At 69.7% G+C, this 18946-nt stretch carries 19 protein-coding genes; 11 read left to right on the plus strand and 8 right to left on the minus strand.

Annotation, left to right across the window (positions count from 1 at the left end; genetic code table 11):
• Positions 1 to 12: 12 nt before the first annotated feature.
• Together E5671_RS01925 and pcaB are read left to right on the plus strand one after the other, a co-directional pair.
• Complete coding sequence (locus E5671_RS01925) at positions 13 to 1971, plus strand: FAD/NAD(P)-binding protein (protein ID WP_160502089.1); 1959 nt, start codon at positions 13 to 15, stop codon at positions 1969 to 1971.
• On the plus strand, positions 1961 to 3397 hold the full coding sequence (gene pcaB / locus E5671_RS01930; protein ID WP_160502090.1) for a 3-carboxy-cis,cis-muconate cycloisomerase: 1437 nt from the start codon (positions 1961 to 1963) through the stop codon (positions 3395 to 3397). The genes E5671_RS01925 and pcaB overlap by 11 nt, the downstream gene beginning before the upstream one ends.
• 8 nt (positions 3398 to 3405) lie before the next feature.
• Here pcaB and E5671_RS01935 read toward each other — a convergent pair whose 3' ends face one another.
• Positions 3406 to 3591 (minus strand): hypothetical protein, encoded by a 186-nt coding sequence (locus E5671_RS01935; protein WP_160502091.1) that lies wholly within the window; start codon positions 3589 to 3591, stop codon positions 3406 to 3408.
• Positions 3588 to 4178 carry a hypothetical protein gene (locus E5671_RS01940; RefSeq protein ID WP_202120932.1) on the minus strand — a complete coding sequence of 197 codons (591 nt, stop codon included), beginning with the start codon at positions 4176 to 4178 and terminating at the stop codon, positions 3588 to 3590. Before E5671_RS01940 ends, E5671_RS01935 begins: the two co-directional genes overlap by 4 nt.
• Positions 4179 to 4623: 445 nt before the next feature.
• Between E5671_RS01940 and E5671_RS01945 the strand changes: the two genes are divergently transcribed.
• From E5671_RS01945 to phzG, 7 genes are all read left to right on the plus strand, one after another.
• Positions 4624 to 4914 carry a hypothetical protein gene (locus E5671_RS01945; protein ID WP_160502093.1) on the plus strand — a complete coding sequence of 97 codons (291 nt, stop codon included), beginning with the start codon at positions 4624 to 4626 and terminating at the stop codon, positions 4912 to 4914.
• 23 nt (positions 4915 to 4937) lie between these two features.
• Positions 4938 to 5570 (plus strand): sigma factor-like helix-turn-helix DNA-binding protein, encoded by a 633-nt coding sequence (locus E5671_RS01950; protein ID WP_160502094.1) that lies wholly within the window; start codon positions 4938 to 4940, stop codon positions 5568 to 5570.
• Between the two features lie 204 nt (positions 5571 to 5774).
• Positions 5775 to 6938, plus strand: a complete 1164-nt coding sequence (locus E5671_RS01955) for a 3-deoxy-7-phosphoheptulonate synthase (RefSeq protein WP_160502095.1) — start codon at positions 5775 to 5777, stop codon at positions 6936 to 6938.
• Between the two features lie 20 nt (positions 6939 to 6958).
• Complete coding sequence (locus E5671_RS01960; protein WP_160502096.1) at positions 6959 to 7582, plus strand: isochorismatase family protein; 624 nt, start codon at positions 6959 to 6961, stop codon at positions 7580 to 7582.
• Positions 7579 to 9501, plus strand: a complete 1923-nt coding sequence (locus tag E5671_RS01965; protein ID WP_160502097.1) for a chorismate-binding protein — start codon at positions 7579 to 7581, stop codon at positions 9499 to 9501. Before E5671_RS01960 ends, E5671_RS01965 begins: the two co-directional genes overlap by 4 nt.
• Before the next feature lie 65 nt (positions 9502 to 9566).
• Positions 9567 to 10406, plus strand: coding sequence for a PhzF family phenazine biosynthesis protein (locus E5671_RS01970; protein ID WP_160502098.1), 840 nt, complete (start codon positions 9567 to 9569; stop codon positions 10404 to 10406).
• Positions 10399 to 11055 carry a phenazine biosynthesis FMN-dependent oxidase PhzG gene (gene phzG, locus E5671_RS01975; RefSeq protein WP_160502099.1) on the plus strand — a complete coding sequence of 219 codons (657 nt, stop codon included), beginning with the start codon at positions 10399 to 10401 and terminating at the stop codon, positions 11053 to 11055. The genes E5671_RS01970 and phzG overlap by 8 nt, the downstream gene beginning before the upstream one ends.
• Before the next feature lie 83 nt (positions 11056 to 11138).
• Here phzG and E5671_RS01980 read toward each other — a convergent pair whose 3' ends face one another.
• Positions 11139 to 12218 (minus strand): methyltransferase, encoded by a 1080-nt coding sequence (locus E5671_RS01980; RefSeq protein WP_160502100.1) that lies wholly within the window; start codon positions 12216 to 12218, stop codon positions 11139 to 11141.
• A gap of 241 nt (positions 12219 to 12459) precedes the next feature.
• On the opposite strand from E5671_RS01980, the gene E5671_RS01985 reads away from it, so the two are divergent.
• Positions 12460 to 12948 (plus strand): PhzA/PhzB family protein, encoded by a 489-nt coding sequence (locus E5671_RS01985; RefSeq protein ID WP_160502101.1) that lies wholly within the window; start codon positions 12460 to 12462, stop codon positions 12946 to 12948.
• Positions 12949 to 13016: 68 nt separating this feature from the next.
• On the opposite strand, the gene E5671_RS01990 is transcribed toward E5671_RS01985, so the two are convergent.
• From E5671_RS01990 to E5671_RS02010, 5 genes are all read right to left on the minus strand, one after another.
• The gene (locus tag E5671_RS01990; RefSeq protein ID WP_160502102.1) at positions 13017 to 13481 is read right to left on the minus strand and encodes a TetR/AcrR family transcriptional regulator; all 465 of its coding nucleotides are present in this window, start codon (positions 13479 to 13481) and stop codon (positions 13017 to 13019) included.
• A gap of 17 nt (positions 13482 to 13498) precedes the next feature.
• Positions 13499 to 14569 carry an acetylserotonin O-methyltransferase gene (locus E5671_RS01995; RefSeq protein WP_237329996.1) on the minus strand — a complete coding sequence of 357 codons (1071 nt, stop codon included), beginning with the start codon at positions 14567 to 14569 and terminating at the stop codon, positions 13499 to 13501.
• 197 nt (positions 14570 to 14766) lie between these two features.
• Complete coding sequence (locus E5671_RS02000; RefSeq protein WP_160502103.1) at positions 14767 to 16245, minus strand: FAD-dependent monooxygenase; 1479 nt, start codon at positions 16243 to 16245, stop codon at positions 14767 to 14769.
• A gap of 142 nt (positions 16246 to 16387) precedes the next feature.
• Entirely contained in the window at positions 16388 to 16864 is a 477-nt protein-coding gene (locus E5671_RS02005; RefSeq protein ID WP_160502066.1) for a carboxymuconolactone decarboxylase family protein, read from the minus strand.
• A 116-nt stretch (positions 16865 to 16980) separates the two neighbouring features.
• Positions 16981 to 17895: an aromatic prenyltransferase gene (locus E5671_RS02010; RefSeq protein WP_160502104.1), complete on the minus strand. Its 915-nt coding sequence runs from the start codon at positions 17893 to 17895 to the stop codon at positions 16981 to 16983.
• A 420-nt stretch (positions 17896 to 18315) separates the two neighbouring features.
• Here E5671_RS02010 and E5671_RS02015 point away from each other — a divergent pair, with 420 nt between their 5' ends.
• Complete coding sequence (locus E5671_RS02015) at positions 18316 to 18891, plus strand: carboxymuconolactone decarboxylase family protein (RefSeq protein WP_160502105.1); 576 nt, start codon at positions 18316 to 18318, stop codon at positions 18889 to 18891.
• Positions 18892 to 18946: the final 55 nt, after the last annotated feature.

The raw sequence follows: 18946 nt of genomic DNA on the forward strand, positions 1-18946 counted from the left end.
AAACGGTTAGTCATGACAGCGAGACATCACACGGTGTGCGTCATAGGTGTCGGACCGCGCGGACTCTCCGTGCTCGAGCGACTGTGCGCCAACGCCCGTTCGGAGCCCCAGGACGGCACCGTCCACGTCCACGTGGTCGACCCCTACCCGCCGGGGCCCGGCAAGGTGTGGCGGACCGACCAGTCCCGTCACCTGCTCATGAACACCGTGGCCGGACAGATATCCGTGTTCACCGACGCCACCGTGGACATGAGGGGCCCGCTGGAGCCGGGACCGAGCCTGCACGAGTGGGCCGTGACGCTCGTGTCGGGCGAGCTGGGCGGCGACCACCCGGCGCACGTACTGCAAGAAGCCCGCGAGCTGGGTCCCGACACCTACCCGACGCGCTCGTTCTACGGCTGGTACCTGCGGTGGGCCTTTCAGCGCATCGTCGACTGCGCACCCACGAACCTCACGGTCACCGTGCACCGTTCCCGCGCCGTAGCCCTGGACGACGATCCGGAGGCCGGGGACGGGACGCGCCAGACCGTGGTGCTGAGTGACGGAGCCCGGCTGACCGGTCTCGACGCCGTCATCCTCTGTCAGGGGCATCTGCCGGCAGGACCCGACGCCGCCGAGCGGGAGTTCGCCGCCCGGGCCGCGCAGTGGAATCTCACCCACCTCCCGCCGGCCAACCCGGCGGACGTCGACCTGGACGTCCTCGCGCCGGGCATGAAGGTGCTGCTGCGCGGACTCGGGCTGAACTTCTTCGACTACATGGCCCAGCTCACCGTCGGCCGCGGCGGCTCCTTCACCCGGATCGGCGGACGGCTCGTCTACCACTCGTCCGGTCAGGAGCCCCGGCTCTACGCGGGGTCGCGGCGCGGCGTCCCCTATCAGGCCAGGGGCGAGAACGAGAAGGGTGCTCACGGCCGTCACGAGCCGCTCCTGCTCACCGCCGAGCACGTCGCGCGGTTGCGCAGGGCCGGGGGCCGCTCCGGTCTGGACTTCAAGGACGATCTGTGGCCGCTGATCTCCAGGGAGGTCGAGGCCGTCTACTACGCGACGCTGCTCAGGTCGCGTGGAGACACCCACCAGGCACAGCGGTTGAAGGCCGACTACCTCGAAGCCCGCGGGGCGGAGCGGCGGACCGACGCCGTCCTCGAGGCCTACGGCATCGGTGACAAGGACCGCTGGGACTGGGAGCTGCTCGCCCGTCCTTACCTGAACCGGGAGTTCGCAGGACCGCGGGACTTCACCGGCTGGCTCCTCGACCACTTGCGCCAAGATGTCACCGAAGCCAGGTCCGGGAACGTCAGCGGCCCGCTCAAGGCGGCACTCGACGTGCTGCGGGACCTGCGCAACGAGATCCGTCTCGCGGTCGACCACGGTGGTCTGCACGGTGATTCGTACCGCGCCCACCTGGACGGCTGGTACACCCCGCTCAACGCGCACCTGTCGATCGGCCCGCCGGCCCGGCGCGTCGAGGAGATGATCGCGCTGATCGAGTCCGACGTCCTGCGGATCGTCGGGCCGGGCATGCGGGTTCAGGCCGACCGCACCGGATACACCGTCAGTTCACCGCTCGTGCCCGATTCGGCGGTCCGGGTGGACGCGCTCGTGGAAGCGCGCCTGCCCGTGATCACGCTGACCCGCACGGACGACACGCTCCTGCGCCATCTGCGGGACACCGGACAGTGCACCACCTACCGCATCCGCAAGCGGTCCGGACAGATGTACGAAGCCGACGGCATGGCCGTCACCGAGCGGCCGTTCCGCCTGATCGACGCGGCGGGGCATCCGCATCCGCGCCGCTTCGCCTTCGGGGTGCCCACGGAGTCGGTGCACTGGGTGACGGCCGCGGGCATCCGGCCCGGGGTCAACTCGGTGACGCTCACGGACGCCGACGCCATCGCCCGCGCGGCACTTGCCCGCGGTAGCGCACACGGACAGGACGTTCACACAGGACGGGGACTCATTCATGCCAAGTGACACCTACCTCGCCGCGGGCGCGGCCGGCGCGGCTGCGGCGCAGCTGGACTCCGGTCTGCTCTCGCCGGTCTGGGCGGATGCGCCCATCGTGGCCGCGGTGTCCGACAGGGCGTGGCTCCAGGCCATGCTGGACGCGGAGGCGGCGCTGAGCCGGGCGCAGGCCCGGCTCGGCACGGTGCCCGAAGCGGCCGCACATGTGATCACGGAGTTGGCGCAGGCCGACCGTCTCGATCTGCCGGCCCTGGCCGCACAGGCGCGCCAGTCCGCCAACCCCGTCGTGGCACTGGTACGAGAGTTCACCGCCCTGGTCGCGACGCACGACCCGGACGCGGCCGTGTACGTGCACCGCGGGTCGACCAGCCAGGACATCCTCGACACGGCGACCGTACTGGTGGCCGAGCGGGCCCTGCGACTGATCCGCGCCGATCTCGAACGCGTCGAGGAAGCACTGGCCGCCCTCGTCGGTACACACCGGGACACCCTGATGGCGGGCCGCACCCTGGCCCTCCACGCGGTGCCCACGACCTTCGGCTGCAAGGCCGCGGGCTGGCGCCACCTCGTCCTGGACGCCGTGGAGAAGCTCGACCGGATCAGGGCCGATGGGCTGCCCGTCCAACTCGGCGGAGCAGCCGGGACCTTGGCCGGATACCTCGAACACGCGCGGGGCGCCGAACCCGCCGCCTACGTCGAGGACCTCACGGAGTCGTTCGCGGCGGAACTGGGGCTGTCCGCCCCGCTGCTGCCGTGGCATGTCCTGCGTACCCCTGTGGTGGATGTGGCCACGGCCGCCGCGTTCACCTGTGGCGCCCTGGGCAAGATCGCGGTCGACGTGCTGTCACTGACCCGGACCGAGGTCGGGGAGGTGCACGAGCCGGCGCCCGCGGGCCGTGGTGCGTCCTCGGCGATGCCGCACAAGCGCAACCCGGTCCTCGCCACGGCCATCAGATCCGCCGCTCTGCAGACTCCGCAGCTCGCGGCGACCGTGCTGGGCTGCATGCTGAGCGAGGACGAGCGGTCCGCCGGTGCCTGGCACGCGGAGTGGGAGTCGCTGCGCGCCCTCCTGCGGCTGGCCGGCGGCGCGGCGCACCAGGCGGTGGAGCTCACTTCGCAGCTGTCGGTGGACACCGAACGCATGCGTGCCAATACCGAGATCACCGGGGGGCAGATCGTCTCCGAGAGGATCGCCGCCGTACTGGCCCCACTGCTGGGCAAGGCGCAGGCGCGGGAGTTGCTGAACGAAGCGTCCGTGCGGTCGGCGCGCACCGGCGAGTGTCTGGCCGACGTACTGAGGCAGGACGACCGGGCTTCGGCCGTCCTCGCGGAGGCCCGGCTCACCGACCTGTTCGCGCCCGAGGCGTACACCGGGGCCGCGGGTCCGCTGGCGAAGCGGGCGCTGTCCCGGTCGCTGCCGCCGAGGCACTCGTAGCGGGGAGGTCAGCGCCGGCCGCCCCGCAGGGCGATCGCCGTGAGCTCCTCGATGTCGAACTCCGAGCGGCCGGGGGTGCCGTAGCGAGTCAGCTTCCCCCGGCTCACCCACTTTCGGATGGTGGCTTCGGACACGCCCGCCGCGAGGGCCGCGACATTCGTCGGAATGAGCCGGTGACGTGGCGGCGCGTTCATGCGGCGTCCTCGCGTTTCCGGTTCATCAGTTGCCGCAGTGTGAGCCATTCACGCATCTCCCATGAATGTCCGGAGGAGCATGTGATGCTGCTCTTCGTCGAGTTCGCGTAATTCTGCGGTGAGGCGCTGATCTTTCCCGTGCAGTAGTCCACGACGCACTCGGCGACGAACGCCCGGTGGCTGCCGTGGCCCGGGTCGATGATGCGCAGCAGGTCAGCACGGAGCGTCTCGGTCTCTTCCGCGAAGTCCTTGGCCAGGGGCTGAGCCGTCAGCCACTGAAGGTTGTCCGTCAGGAAGCGGACCAGGTGCGAGACCGAACGGTCCGGCGCGTCGATTCCGACCTCTTCCACGATGATCTCCGACCAGGAGCTCAGCACGGCGAGGATGTTGTGCCGTGTGTCGAGCGCGGACACGTTCAGGTGATCGCGCTGCCGGCTCCCGGACACCTTCGTCGGGTTGCTCGTCCGCCTGGCCGAGGACGACATGTGATGCAGACATTCCTGGTGGAGGCCGGGAAGTGCCCGCAGGCTGCGTTCAAGCTGCTTGGTGCAACGGGCACAGAGGGTCGACCCGATGACGGTGCGCATTTCCTGAGTATGGCTCCTGGGGCATGCCTGAGACTCCACTGGGGCTCCTTCATGAGGCGAGCGAGAAAAACGGAAAGTCGTTGCGATTGCGACCGGGTGATTCTGGTCACCAGATTCCGGTGGCGCGTTCCGTTACCCCGATGTCGTGCACCTCCACTTGGCGCTCCTCATGCATTTCTATGAGGGAATTTGAGCGTTCCACGAGCGATCGTGGGTGTCAATGAGCGTCCCGAGCGGCGAGAGCGAGAATCTAGCGGCGTAAAGAGCCCATTCGATCGCCGTCAAAGGCAAATCCTAGGTCTATTCAAGGCGCGCTGTTGTCCGGCTCTGCGAGGCACGGATACCGTTCCAGACGCTCCAAGGCGCGGCCCCGATCTCGCTGCCGTAGCCCCCCCGTCACCAGCGAGTCCGTCGAGGACAGCACGGACAGTGGAGGAGTGCCGCCATGCCGACCCCGCAGCCGCACGCGCACAAGGCCGAGATCGCATCCCGGGCCTGGGACGAGGCCCGCGCCATGACGGGCACGGCCCCGGTCCACATCCGCGGCGCCTGTGGCGAGTTGACGGCCGCCGCTCTCAAGGCGTACGGCGCGCTCTCGGCCGGGACCGGACAGCATGTCCCGTTCACCGGGCTCGGGTTGGGCGCCGACGGCATGCGTGGACTCGCGGTCTTCCTCACGGTGTACGCCACCGAGCGGGAGGAGCAGGAGCGGCAGCTTGTGCGCGTGCACCGCTGAGGGCGCCCACGGAGGAGGACCGCGTGACGAGGGCCGACGACTTCGAGGAGCAGCGGCCTGTGCTGTTCGCGATCGCCCACCGCATCCTGGGCAGTGAGAGCCAGGCACGCGACGCGGTTCGCGAAACCCGCTCCCGCTGGGAGGCATCCGGGGTGCCCCCGGCATCGGCCGGGGCCTACCTGCCGGCGGAGGTCGCCCGTGTCTCGGCCGAGGCCCTGCGGTCGGCCGAATCGTCGTCTGCGGCCACCTTGTTGACGCTCGAGCGGCTGTCCCCCCTGGAGCGCGCGGTCTGTGTACTGCGGGAGGTCTTCGCCTGCAGCCTCCCGGACATCGCATCGGCCGTGGGGTGTTCGGAGGCAGCGTGCCGCAGGCTCGCCGCCACCCTGCCCGCGGCCGGTGACGGCAGCGGCCGGGTTCCGGCCTGGCCCCGGCGCGTCGCCGGGGCCGAGAACGTGGCCCGACTGCTTGCGGCGACCATCCCACCGCTCGTGCAGATCGGCATCACCGTGGAGCAGCACCGCGTCCGGGGCCGGCCGGGTGCGATCTTCCGCGACCGGAACGGAAAGATCCTCGACAGCGCCATGGCACTCGACATCGTCGACGGCCGTATCCACACCATCCGGCTGGTGCCGAGCCCCGACGTAATCGGTCAATAAATTGTCCGGCAAGAGCCCCGGTCGAATTCCCCTGGAGTGTTCGTCGGGCGGTCCTTGATATCTATTGCGGACGCTTTCCGGGCGGCGCAAGATTGGTGACGGCGTCAAGCGGGGCAAGGGAATTGCCTGTCACATCTCATGTATTCGCCGACGAGGCGGCAACGGCGGCAACGCCAAGGGCCGTCACCGCTGGATCGGAGCGTCATGGAAGACGTCATGCGGGGGATTCGTACGCGCGGGGCATTGCAGCAGCCCGATTGGAGCGACCTTCTCCAAGTACGCGCGGTGGGCGAGGCACTTGCCGCACGCCCCCCACTCGTACGCGCCCACGACGTCTCCACGCTGCGGACGCTCCTGGGTGAAGTGGCGCTCGGCCGGGCCATGGTGCTGCAGTCCGGGGACTGCGCCGAGGACCCGGCGGAATGCACACGCGAGCACGTCGCACGCAAGGCCGCACTGCTCGGCCTGCTCGCCGAGACACTCGGCCTGATCACCCAGAAGCCCGTCGTGCGTGCGGGACGCATCGGGGGCCAGTTCGCCAAGCCCCGGTCCAAGCCCACGGAGGTCATCGACGGCGTCGAACTCCCCGTCTTCCGGGGCCACATGGTCAACGGCCCGGATCCGGACCCCGAACAGCGCCGGCCCGATCCCCTGCGCATCCTCACCGGTTACATGGCCGCGGGCGACATCGTCGAACATCTCGGCTGGCGCGAACCCGCCCTGGGGGACCACCCGGTGTGGACCAGCCACGAGGCGCTTCTCCTCGACTACGAGATCCCCATGCTCCGCACCGACGAGTCGGGGCGGCTGTTCCTCGGCTCCGCCCACTGGCCGTGGATCGGTGAACGCACCCGCCAGGTCGAGGGCGCCCACGTCGCCCTGCTCGCCGAGGTGAGCAACCCGGTGGCGTGCAAGGTCGGTCCCGCCACGGAGCCCGACGAACTGCTCGCGCTGTGCGAGCGGCTCGACCCCTGGCACGAACCCGGGCGGCTCACCCTCATCGCGCGGATGGGAGCCGACGCCGTCACCGACCGGCTGCCGCGCCTCGTCGAAGCCGTACGCGGCGCGGGCCATCCCGTCATCTGGCTCAGCGACCCCATGCACGGCAATACCGTCACGGCGCCGGGCGGCCACAAGACGCGGCTCGTGCGGACCGTTTCGCTCGAGGTCTCCCGCTTCGTCGAGGCCGTGCGCGGCGCCGGCGGCGTCCCCGGGGGACTGCACCTGGAGACCACACCCGACGACATCACCGAATGCGCCACCACCCAGGCCGACCTCGACTTCGTGGGCGAGCGCTACACCTCGCACTGCGACCCCCGCCTCAACGGGTGGCAGGCCAGAACCGTGGTCTCGTCCTGGACCGCCTGAGCCACCCAGGAAGTGGAGCCATGACCGGCATACCCTCCATCAGCCCGTACCCGCTGCCCGCCGAGGGCGACGTGCCCCCACCCGTCGTGCGGTGGACCGCCGAACCCCACCGGTCGGTCCTCCTCGTACACGACATGCAGCGGTACTTCCTCAAGCCGTTCCCCGACACGCTGCGCCGTCAACTGGTCAGTAACGCGGCTCTGTTGCGCGACCGCTGCGCCGCCCTTGACGTCCCGGTCGCCTACACCGCACAGCCGGGCGGCATGACCGACGAGCAACGCGGTCTGCTCAAGGACTTCTGGGGCCCCGGCATGCGACCCGAACCCGAGGACCGCCAAGTGGTCGACGCCCTCGCGCCGGCCGAGGACGACTGGCTGCTCACCAAGTGGCGCTACAGCGCGTTCTTCCGGACCGACCTGCTCCAGCGGATGCGCGCCGAGGGCCGCGACCAGCTCATCCTGTGCGGCGTCTACGCCCACGTGGGTGTGCTCGCCACCGCCGTCGAGGCCTTCACGAACGACATACAGCCGTTCTTCGTCGCGGACGCCACGGCCGACTTCTCTCAGAGCCATCACCGTTCGGCACTCCACTACGCCGCCGAGCGCTGCGCCCTCGTCACCACGGTCAAGGGAGTGTTCGCGTGACGTACGGTCAGCCCGCACCCCCCGGGCACGAGACAGCAGGCGACCTGCTCGACCAGGCGCTGAACGGGCAGCCGGAGGCCTTCGCCCTGCTGCACAGGCCCGGCACCGGGCCCGGCGTCGTGGAGGTCCTGACGGGCTCGGTGACCCTGCCCGCCACGCTCGCCGACATCCCGCTGCCCCCGGCCCAGGGCCCCGGCGCACACCATGAGGTCCTGGTCGTCCTGCCCTACCGGCAGCTGGCCGAGCGCGGCTTCGCCTGTGCCGACGACGGGACGCCCCTGGTGGCGATGACCGTGACCGGCCAGCAGCACCTCCCGTTGGGCGAGGCGCTGGCCCGCCTTCCCGATGTGCCGACCCCGCTGGCCGGTGGCGAGTTCGACGTCGACGACCAGGCATACGAGGACGTGGTGCGCCGCGTGGTCAAGGAGATGATCGGGACAGGGGAGGGCGCGAACTTCGTCATCAAGCGCACGTTCGTCGCCGACATCACGGACTACGGGCCACGCAGCGCCCCCGCGCTGTTCCGCCGGCTCCTCGAACGCGAATCCGGTGTCCACTGGACGTTCCTGATCCACACCGGCACCCGGACCCTGGTCGGCGCCTCCCCCGAACGGCACGTGAGCCTCCAGGGCGGCACGGCAGTGATGAACCCCATCAGCGGCACCTACCGCTACCCGCCCTCGGGCCCCACGCTGTCGGGGGTGCTGGAGTTCCTCGGCGACCGGAAGGAGACCGACGAGCTGTACATGGTGCTCGACGAGGAACTCAAGATGATGGCCCGGATCTGTACGGCGGGCGGCCGGGCCGTGGGCCCCTACCTCAAGGAAATGGCCAGGGTCGCGCACACCGAGTACTTCATCGAGGGCCGCACCGACCGCGACGTGCGCGACATCCTGCGCGAGACGATGTTCGCGCCCACGGTCACCGGCAGCCCACTGGAGAGCGCCTGCCGGACCATCCACCAGTACGAGCCGGGCGGCCGCGGCTACTACAGCGGCGCCGCCGCGCTGATCGGGCGGGACGCCGACGGACAGCGCGTCATGGACTCCGCGATCCTCATCCGCACCGCGGACATCAGCCGGGAAGGGCGCATCGGCATCGGAGCGGGCGCCACCATCGTGCGGCACTCCGACCCCGCATCCGAGGCCGAGGAGACCCGCGCCAAGGCGGCAGGGCTCGTCGCCGCGCTGAACGGCGGCGGCAAGGAGCGCTTCGCCGACCATCCCAGCGTGCGCAGGGCACTGCGGCTGCGCAACGAACCCATCGCCGACTTCTGGCTCTCCGGCACCGGGACACGTACGCCGCCGCCGAGCCAACTGGCCGGGCGCAGTGTGCTCGTCGTGGACGCCGAGGACACCTTCACCTCGATGATCGACCAGCAGCTGCGTTCCCTGGGGCTGCGCGTGACAGTGCGACGCCATGACGAGGAGTACGCCTTCGACGGCCACGACCTGGTCGTGATGGGGCCGGGTCCCGGGGATCCGCAGGAGGCCGCGCATCCCAAGATGAGGCACCTGCACGCGGCGGTCGGCACATTGCTGCGCGAACGCCGGCCGTTCTTCGCCGTGTGCCTCAGCCATCAGGTCCTCGGCCTCCGGCTCGGCCTGCCGCTGCGCCGCAGGGAGGTGCCCAACCAGGGTGTGCAGAAGCGGATCGACCTCTTCGGCGCTGCCGAGCAGGTCGGCTTCTACAACACCTTCTCGCTGGTCGGCGACCACGACGAGTTCGTCGCGGACGGCGTGGGCCCGGTCCGGGTGAGCCGGGACGCGGCCACCGGGGAAGTGCACGCGCTGCGCGGACCGGACTTCGCCTCCCTGCAGTTCCATGCCGAGTCCGTGCTCACCAGAGGGGGGCCGCGCATCATCGGCACGGCCCTGACCGGTCTGCTCACACAGGCGAGGGTCCCTCGCGCGGCCTGATCCGGCTCAGCAGTCGCCGGCGGCCGCACAGGCCGCCCGCACCCTTACGACGAGTGGGAGAAGTGATGCACACGTACGTAGTCGTCGACGCGTTCGCGCGCCGGCCCCTGACCGGCAACCCGGTGGCTGTGTTCTTCGGGAGCGACGACCTGACCGCCGAGCAGATGCAGCACATCGCACGGGAGATGAACCTCTCGGAGACGACGTTCGTGCTCAGCCCCCGGCAGCACGGCGACGACGCGCACGTGCGGATCTTCACCCCCGTCAACGAACTCCCTTTCGCCGGCCACCCGTTGCTCGGCACCGCCATCGCCCTGGGGCAGCGCACCGACGCCGACCGGCTGCGGATCGAGACCGCCATGGGCGTGATCCCGTTCGAGCTGGAACGCGCGGACGGGAAGGCCGTCGCCGCGAGCATGCGCCAGCCGGTGCCCGTGTGGGAGCCCTTCGACCGCGTCGAGGAACTTCTCGAGGCGCTGGGCATCAGCGAGTCGGCGCTCCCGGTGGACATCTACCGCAACGGCCCGCGGCACGTCCTCGTCGGCCTCGAAAGCACCGAGGCACTGGCGAAGCTGGACCCCGACCACCGCGCCCTGTCCCGATTCCTCGACATGGCGGTCAACTGCTATGCGGGAGAGGGGAGTTCCTGGCGCAACCGCATGTTCTCGCCCGCATACGGGGTCGTGGAGGACGCCGCCACCGGTTCCGCCGCCGGGCCCATCGCCATTCATCTCGCCCGGCACGGCCTCGGTGCCTACGGGCAGCGCATCGAGATCACTCAGGGCGTCGAGATCGGCCGGCCCTCACCCATGGGTGCGCTCGTGCACGGCGAGGGCGACCGGGTCGACTCCGTCGAGGTCTTCGGCCACGGGGTCGTAGCGATCGAAGGGGTGCTCCATGTCTGACCTGACGTCCACGCGATCCGAGTCGCTCACCGGCACGGTCGAGGCCGGCTTCCCCGAGTTCCTCGCGCCGCCCGCCCGGCCGATGGAGCTGCTGGCCGCGTGGCTGGACGACAGCGCCGCGCAGGGGGTGCGGGAGCCGCGCGCCCTGGCCCTGGCCACCGCCGACGCCCGCGGCCGCACCTCGTCGCGCACCGTGGTGGTCTCCTCGGTCACGGGCGCCGGCATCGTCTTCACGACCCACGCAGACAGCCAGAAGGGCCGCGAACTGGCCCAGAATCCCTGGGCGTCCGGCGTCCTGTACTGGCGGGAGACCAGCCGGCAGATCACGTTCGCCGGCCCCGTGCACCGGCTGCCCGACGCCGATGCGGAGGCCCTGTGGTCCGCGCGCCCCGTCTTCACCCACGCCATGACCACCGCATCGCGGCAGAGCCGGCCGGTGGCCGGCCTCGACCACCTCGCCGAACTGCGGGCCGCGGCCCTGGAACTCGGCGAGCCGCAGCGACCGCTGCCGCGCCCCCCGACGTACGCGGCCTACCGACTGGCCCCCGCCTGCGTGGAGTTCTGGGCCAACGGCACCGACCGGCTGCACGAACGGCTGCGCTACGACCGCACCGACATCGGCTGGGAGATCAGCCGGCTCCAGCCCTGACAGCGGCGACCACGCGAAAAGGCCCGCGCCGTCCGGCCGAAAGGCTGGACGGCGGGGGCCTTTTCGTCGTTCTCCCGTGGTGCTCAGCCGGCTACGACCGCCTCGGCCACGGACGCGTGCGGCGAGGGCTCCAGGAAGCGGGTGACCGAGAATCCGGCCGCCGTGAGCAGCGCCTCGTACTCCGCTCGCGTGCGGCCCCTGCCGTTCAGGACCGTCATCATCAGCATGTCGATGGTCTTCCCCGGGTGGGGCTCGTTGCCGGCCGGGATCATGGCGTTGACGGCCAGCAGCCGTCCGTGCGCGGGCATGGCACGGCGGCAGGACCGCAGGATGCTCACGCACCGCTCGTCCGGCCAGCTGGCCAGCACGTGCTTGAGGAGATAGACGTCGGCGCCGGCCGGCACGGAGGTGAAGAAGTCACCAGGCTCGGCCTTCCAGCGTCCGGCCAGTTCCGGGGTGTCGAGGACGTGCCCGGCCACCACGGTCTCCAGGTCGAACAGGGTGCCCGTCAGATGCGGGTTGCGCCGCAGGACCGCGCGCAGCAGACCTCCGCGCCCGCCGCCCACGTCGACGACGCTGCGCGCCGCGGAGAAGTCGCAGGCCTCGGCGATGCCGTTGCTCAGCGCCTCGGAGAACGCCGCCATGCTGGAGTTGAAGGCCGCGCCGAAATCCCGGTCAGTGGCGACGTAGTCGTAGAAGGGGGTGCCGTAGAGATCCTCGAAGGCGGTGGTGCCGGTGCGTACGGCGTCGTGCAGGTGGCCGGCCGACTGCCAGAAGGGCGCCTCGCCGCGCACCATGATGTAGTCGCGCAGCGACCGCTCCGTGTGCGTGCGCAGCGGCTCGGCGAGCGGGGTGAGGTGGAAGCGGCCCTCCTCGTCCTCGCGGAAGACGCGCTTGGTGGCGAGGAACCGCAGGAGCCGGTACAGGTGCGGGCCGTTGACGTCCGTCGCCTCGGCGAGCTCGGCGGCGGTGCGCGGGCCGTCGGCCAGGTGGTCGGCGATGCCGAAGCGCGCGGCGGTGTGCAGGGCCGCCGAGTACACGTAGCCCAGGGCGAGTTCGAGCAGCTCGCTCGTCACCTGCTCCGCGTCGGTGGCCTGACCGGTGCCGTGCGGGGTGCTGGACGTCTTCGGGACTTCTGTGGTCCCGGGGCGAGCGCCTGCCATCGGTGAGATCCCCTCTTGTGCCGAGCGAATTGTGCCGTGCGAAGTCCAGGGGTGCACAGGTCGTGCACGAGGCCCGGCGTGCGCGTCCAAGCCTCCCCCCGGCCCATCGCGTTCCGCTTGAGCGGCGCGTGAGCGCGGGCCTCTCCCGGCCGTGGGCGCTCGAACACCGCTCGACCTGGCCCCGAGGCGCGGGAACGATGATTCCGCGTGTTCGGCAGAAAACACGTCGCTTGGGGGATCCATGGCTCAGGACGCACCGCACGGCTTCACCGACGCCGCCGACCTGCGGCGCAAGAACCGTGCCACCGTCGAGAGGTATCTGGCGGACACGAAGGGGCAGGCCCGTCTGAACCGGCACGAGCTGTTCGTCGAGCACGGCAGCGGCGGTCTGTGGACCAACGACACAGGCAAGCCCATCGTCATCAGCGGCCGTGACCGGCTCGCCGAGCACGGGGTGTGGTCGCTGGAGATGTTCCCGGACTGGGAGTGGTACAACATCCAGGTCTTCGAGACGCAGGACCCCGACTTCTTCTGGGTCGAGTGCGACGGACACGGAAAGATCCGCTTCCCCGGCTATCCCGAGGGCTACTACGAGAACCACTTCCTGCACTCCTTCGCGCTCGACGACGGAAAGATCGTGCAGAACCGTGAGTTCATGAACCCCTTCGAGCAGTTGCGGGCGCTCGGCATTCCCGTCCCGACGATCAAGCGCGAGGGAATCCCCACCTGACCGGCGACCGGACCCGGCGGCGATGCACGCGCAGGCGCCGCCACCAGGTCCGGCCGGCTGACGAGACGTCAGCCGATCAGATAGTTCTGGATCGTCGGGGAGAGGAGCTCGATCAGCTCCTCGGGCGACGCCGACGCGATCGGCTCGAGCTCCAGGACGTAGCGGTACATGACCACGCCCCAGACCTGCGCCGCCGCCGCGTTGATGTTGATCACCGGCACGCCGAGCGTCTCGGCCACCTGGTCGATGTCCATCGGCCGGTCCTCGAGCGCGATGCCCACCTGCGCGAAGAGGAACGAGTACAGGAACGTGCGGAGCGCCTCCGCGCCTTCCTTGGTGTTGGTCGCGTGCGCCAGGTTCGCCAGGAGCTTGGGCCGCATCTCGGGGTTCTCCCACCGGGCGAGAGCCGACTGCAGGAGGCTCTCGCCCAGCCGTTCGCGCGGGCCGCTGAGCGACTGAGCACTGGCCTTGGCGAGCGCGTCCCCGAGCTCGTTCAGGGCGGCAGTGCTCTCGGTCTTCGTGGTCTCGGACATGTAAACCTCTCTAGTCGTCACGCGACCTTCGTCGCGCAGAGAATCGCCTCCACAGGGAGGGCGTTCTTCGGCATCTCGGCGGGGTCCTCGGCCAGCGCCTTGGTGACCTTGAACCCGCACTCCTCGATCCAGCGCTGCCACGTCGACAGCTTCTGCGGCCCGCCCTGGCCCATGGCGCAGCCGATGAAGAAGCTGGGGTAGAAGTCGACGGTGTAGTTGTCGGGGTCCTTGAGGTTCTCGGGGAACACCGGGACCAGGACATTGATCGTCCCGCCGGCCTCCAGCGACCGGTGGACGCCTTCGAGGATCCTGAACACGTCGCTCTTGTCGAACATGGGCAGGAAGTGCTTGATCAGTACGGTGTCGAAACCCTTCGGCACTTCCTTGAAGACGTCACCGCCGATGAACGAGCAGTGCTCCTCGACGCCATGGGTCCGGAAGTTCTCCAGGCACTCCTTCTCCTTCGCCGGCAGGTCGAAGGTGGTGACCTTCAGTCCGGGGGAGGCCTTGTGCCGGTAGGTGTGGATCGCTCCGAGGCCCGTGTTGCCCGCGAGGTCGAGGACCTGGGCGCCGGAGGGTATGTCGACGTTGCCGAAGAACCAGGGGTCGATGTGCGCGGTGGCGGTGTTCATCAACCGCGCCCAGGACGCGCGCAGTTCGTCGTGCTCGGCCAGCGCGTTGTAGAGGTCGCCCTCGGAGCCGTAGATCTCGCGCAGACCGACTGTGGTGCCGCTGCGCACGCTCTCGGTGAGGTAGAAGAGCTGCCGGAGCGTGACCATCTTGATCATGTCCATATCGGCGAGCACGAGCCGCGTGTCGTTCTCGCCGAGGTCCGCGAGTGCGTCGAGGGTGTAGGCGCCTGAGTCCTCGTCGTACGCGATGAAGCTCTCCTTGACCAGCAGGAGAAGGAGCTGTTCCACGGCGTCCGGCTTGGCGCCGACGGCCTTGCCCAGCTCGTCCGCGGTCAGACCGGGGCTCTCCCGGAGCCGGTCGATGATGCCGAGCTCGAAGCAGGACAGCAGGCTCATGAACCGCGAGGGGCCCACCATGTATTCACGGAACCGCGCGAGTGTGGCATCTGACGTCATTGCAGTGATCCCTTTCGATCCCGGTTTCGATCCCGATGCGCACCTCGACGAGGAGCACGTGGTCGACGGCGTGTACCGCCGCGCCGTTCGCGGCGCGGCGGGTCCGGCCAACGCAAAGGACCGGGCAGCCCGCGGTACACGGGCTGCCCGGTCCCTTCCGGCGTTGGACCTGCCGGCAAGGTGGAACTGTGTTCAGCTCACGCCGGGTCGGCGGCGCCGAACCAGCGGTGCAGGGCCTCGGAGAGGCCTGCCGGGTCGGAACCCGCCCAGGCGACGTATCCGTCCGGGCGGACCAGCAGGGCCGTGGCGCCGCCGAAGGTCTCCGGGGTGGGCGGCGTCCCGGTGACGGTGGTGACCCGGTCCTTCCAGCCGTCCACGGCCGCCCGCAGCCCGGCGTCGTCGGCGAGGTCGAGCAGGACGCCCTGCGCCGCGTGCAGCAGCTCCGGGGTGCGGACCTGGCCGCCGGCGGTGTCCAGCGTGCGCGGGGGCAGCCGCCGGCCGACGAGCGGATGGCCGTCGGGGTCGATGTCGTAGCGGATGTCGATGTGGCTGACCGCGCCCGCGAGTTGCTTCTTCACCTCGTCGAGGGCGATCAGCTCGGCGTACAGCTCACGCAGCGCCTGGGACTCGTCACCGCCGAAGATGGCCTGCCCCTGGGCGCGGGTGTTCGACAGCAGCCGCGCGCCCACCGGGTGGCGCTCGGCGTGGTAGGTGTCAAGGAGGCCCTCGGGGGCCCAGCCCTGGACGGTGGCGGCGAGTTTCCAGCCCAGGTTGACCGCGTCCTGGACACCGGCGCTCATGCCCTGACCGCCCACCGGCAGGTGGATGTGCGCGGCGTCCCCGGCCAGCAGGACACGGCCCTTCTGGTACTCGGCTGCCTGACGGGTGGCGTCGGTGAAGGAGCTCACCCACTGGGCGGCGCCGCCCGAGATGTCTTCGCCCGTCACCCGCTCCCACGCCGCCGCGATCTCGGCGAACTGAGGATTCTCACCGGCCCCGAGCAGCGAGGTGTCGTACTCGGTCAGGATGATGCGCTCCACGCCGCCGGGCAGCGGGAAGACCTGCACCAGGCCGCCGGGCAGCCGCTCGCCGTGCGGGCGCGGACGCACGCCGCAGCCGACCACGTCGGCGAGGTGCATGACCTGGCTCCCCGACGTGCCCGGGAAGTCGATGCCCGCGGCCTTGCGCACCGCGCTGCGCGCGCCGTCGGCGCCCACCAGGTACCGGCCGCGCAGTTCCTCCTGGCCGCCGTCGGGGGTGGCCACGGTCACCGTGACGCCGTCCTCGTCCTGCTCCAGGGCGAGGAACTTCCGGCCGCGGCGCAGGACGGCGCCGAGTGAGCCGGCCCATTCCTCCAGGACCGCCTCGGTCTGGGACTGCGGGATGCCCCGGGCCCCGAAGTTCGCGTCCTCGAGCACGGTGTAGTCGAACGGAATGCCGCCGAAGTGCCCCATCGGGCTTGTCTCCAGGCCGGGGAATCGTTCGACCAGCCCCCGCTGGTCGAACGATTCCAGGGCGCGGGTGGTGAACCCGAGTGCGCGCGACTGACCGCTGGGCTTCTCCAGCTCCTCGGCCACGATGACGCTCGCCCCGCCCAGACGCAGCTCCCCGGCCACCATCAGGCCGGTGGGGCCGCCTCCGACGACGATGACGTCGGCATCCAGCTTCCTGGCCATGTCATTCCTTTCCTCATGTCTGTCAGGTACTTGGTGGGGCGTGGCGGAACGCAGCGATGCCCTGGGCTCCGGTGTGTGGTGCCCAGGGCATCGGTGGTGCTGGTGTCCGCCGACGTCACCAGCGGGTGGGGTGCGGTGTGGGTCAGCCGAACTGGCCGGGCTGGTAGTTGCCGCCGGGCTGGCCGGTGATGACGCCGAGCCGGTTGCTGGCGTTGATCAGGGAGATGAGGCAGGTCAGCGCGGCCAGCTGCTCCTCGTCGTAGTGCTTGGCGGCATTGGTCCACACATCGTCGGGGACACCACCGGCAGCATCGGCGATGCGGGTGCCCTGCTCGGCCACCTCCAGCGCGGCCCGCTCGGCCTCGGTGAACACCGTTGCCTCACGCCACACCGCGACCAGGTTGACCCGTGCGGCATCCTCACCGGCGTGCGCCAGGTCCTTGCTGTGGATGTCCGTGCAAAAGCCACAGCCATTGATCTGACTCGCCCGCAGCAGCACCAGGTCGATCGTCGCCTTCGGCAGCAGCCCACTGTTGATGACGGCCATGCTCGCCGTGTTGATCCCCTTCATGGCCTTGCCGGCGATCTCACTGCCGAAAAGATTCAGACGAACACTCATAACGAACTCCTTTAATGTGTGGTGGTTACCGCTACACCCTTCCGACGACACAGCCCCCCGAAGTGTGAGGTCGGTCCGATGTGACGCCGGTCACGCCCTTTGGCGGGCGGCTGAAGTCACACGCTTTCGCCGGTGACTTCGTGCAGCAGATTCCGCAGCAGGGGGGAGAGGCGGATATACGGCCCGAGATTCAGGTGCTGCCCGGACGGGGACCATTTCAGGGCCGCGATGATGAACGGACGGTCGGAGTACGTGCACCGCGTGTTCCGCACGAACTTCTCGATCCGCGGATCGAGGGACACGGGAAGCACGGACGGATCCCAGTCGCGGACCGGTGCGGGCGCGTAGCAGATCTTCTCGATCCGCGGGGACTGCCAGCCGAGGGTGACATAGGACCTGAACGACCTCTGCGCGAACTCCAGTGACTGCCCTTCCGGTTCCGCCAGGCCCAGTTCGCGGTTGAGCGACTGGATGTTCCCCTTCTCACGGAAGGCGTCGGGCAGATGGGCGAAGTACAGATTGACCGTCCTGCTCCGGTAGTTGATCCCCATCATCGCGACCTTGTCCATGTGGTGACGCGCGAACAGGTCCGCGTTGTCGGCGACCGAAGGCGGCATGGAGGGGATGGCCGCGAGCTGCGCCACGGTCAGCATGTCGCCCGGGAAGTGCGCGTACACCTTGCTGAAGCCGCTGACGATGCCGCCGTCGATGAAGTATTCGCTGACGGGGACGCGCGACTTGAGGTCATCGAGCAGGTCGGCCACGGGGTGGTCCGATGCCGTGACGAAGCCCTCGGACAGTGCGACGGCGTAGGGGTCGGGGCCCCCGACCGGCACCGTGATGGTGTAGTCGAGGTCGTCCGTGGGGCCCCTGCCGGTCGCCACGCTCAGCACCATTCCGGCATCCGCGAGACCGTTCCCGTACGCGGTCAGGATCGGCCAGATCTTCTCGCGCGAGCAGGGCACCCCCAGCAGTCGAGCCGACTCCTCGATGGTCGAGTACACCTCTTCGACCGCGATGGCTCCAGACATTTCTCCTCCTCCAAGTGCCTGACATTTCCTGTTTGCGGCAGGCTTCGGCTCAGCTGGGACGCATGAGGCAGGACGCTTCGGACGCGGCGCGGGCAGGGGCGGGCGGTTCTCGAAGGGAACGAGACGTCTTCGAAGCCGGCCCTCGTCGTGGCGACGGAAGGGTCGTGACGGCCAAAGGGCGGGCCGCCAGGGGCCGCGGCCGCGGCTCTCAACTCGGCTGCCCACAAGAGAATTTGGGCAGGGTTGGCGTGCTGGAAGAGTGACATGGATGACGCCGCTCCGCCAAGCGTGCCGCAAAGTGAGGTGGGTCACTCGGTGAGGTCGTCCCTGTCTCGACCGAGCCTCAAGAGGTCTCGAGCAACAATCGAGCCGTTGCCGATGTCCGCGGCTGAATCACGCACAACGCATAGGGAGAACACCATGGCACTGCGCGTTTCCAAGGCGGAGCTCTCCGACGAGCTCACGGAGAACCTGATCAAGACGTTCGGCGTCGTGCCCGAGCCCGTCGCGGTGGCATGGCACAACCCCAAGGTGGCCGAATCCACCCTGGAGTTCGGGGGCAGGGCGAACGAGTGGGACGCCGTCGACGAGGGCCTCAAGACGTTCGCGCACATGGCCGTCGCGGCGCAGGTCGGCTGCAACTGGTGCCTCGACATCAACTACTTCCAGGCGCTGAACCAGAACCTGGACGTGACCAAGGCGAGCCAGGTGCCGAACTGGCGGGACTCCGAGGTGTTCACCGCGCTGGAGCGGGACGTCCTCGAGTACAGCGAGGCCATGACGAACACGCCGCCGACCGTCACCGACGAACTGTCCGGGCGACTGCTGGGCGAGCTCGGTGAGGCCGCGTTGGTCGAGCTCACCGCGTTCATCGCTTTCGCCAACCTCGCGACCCGGAACAACAACGCCCTCGGCATCGACTCGCAGGGCTTCTCGGAAGCGTGCGAGATCCCGCTGGCCAAGCGTCCGGGGAGTGCCGCGGCGCCGTCCGCGTGACCACGAACGCAGCGTGCCTGCACCACGGTTGCGGGGGTTTCCGTGGTGCAGGCGG

It is taken from the genome of Streptomyces sp. BA2 (assembly GCF_009769735.1).
GTDB lineage: Bacteria > Actinomycetota > Actinomycetes > Streptomycetales > Streptomycetaceae > Streptomyces.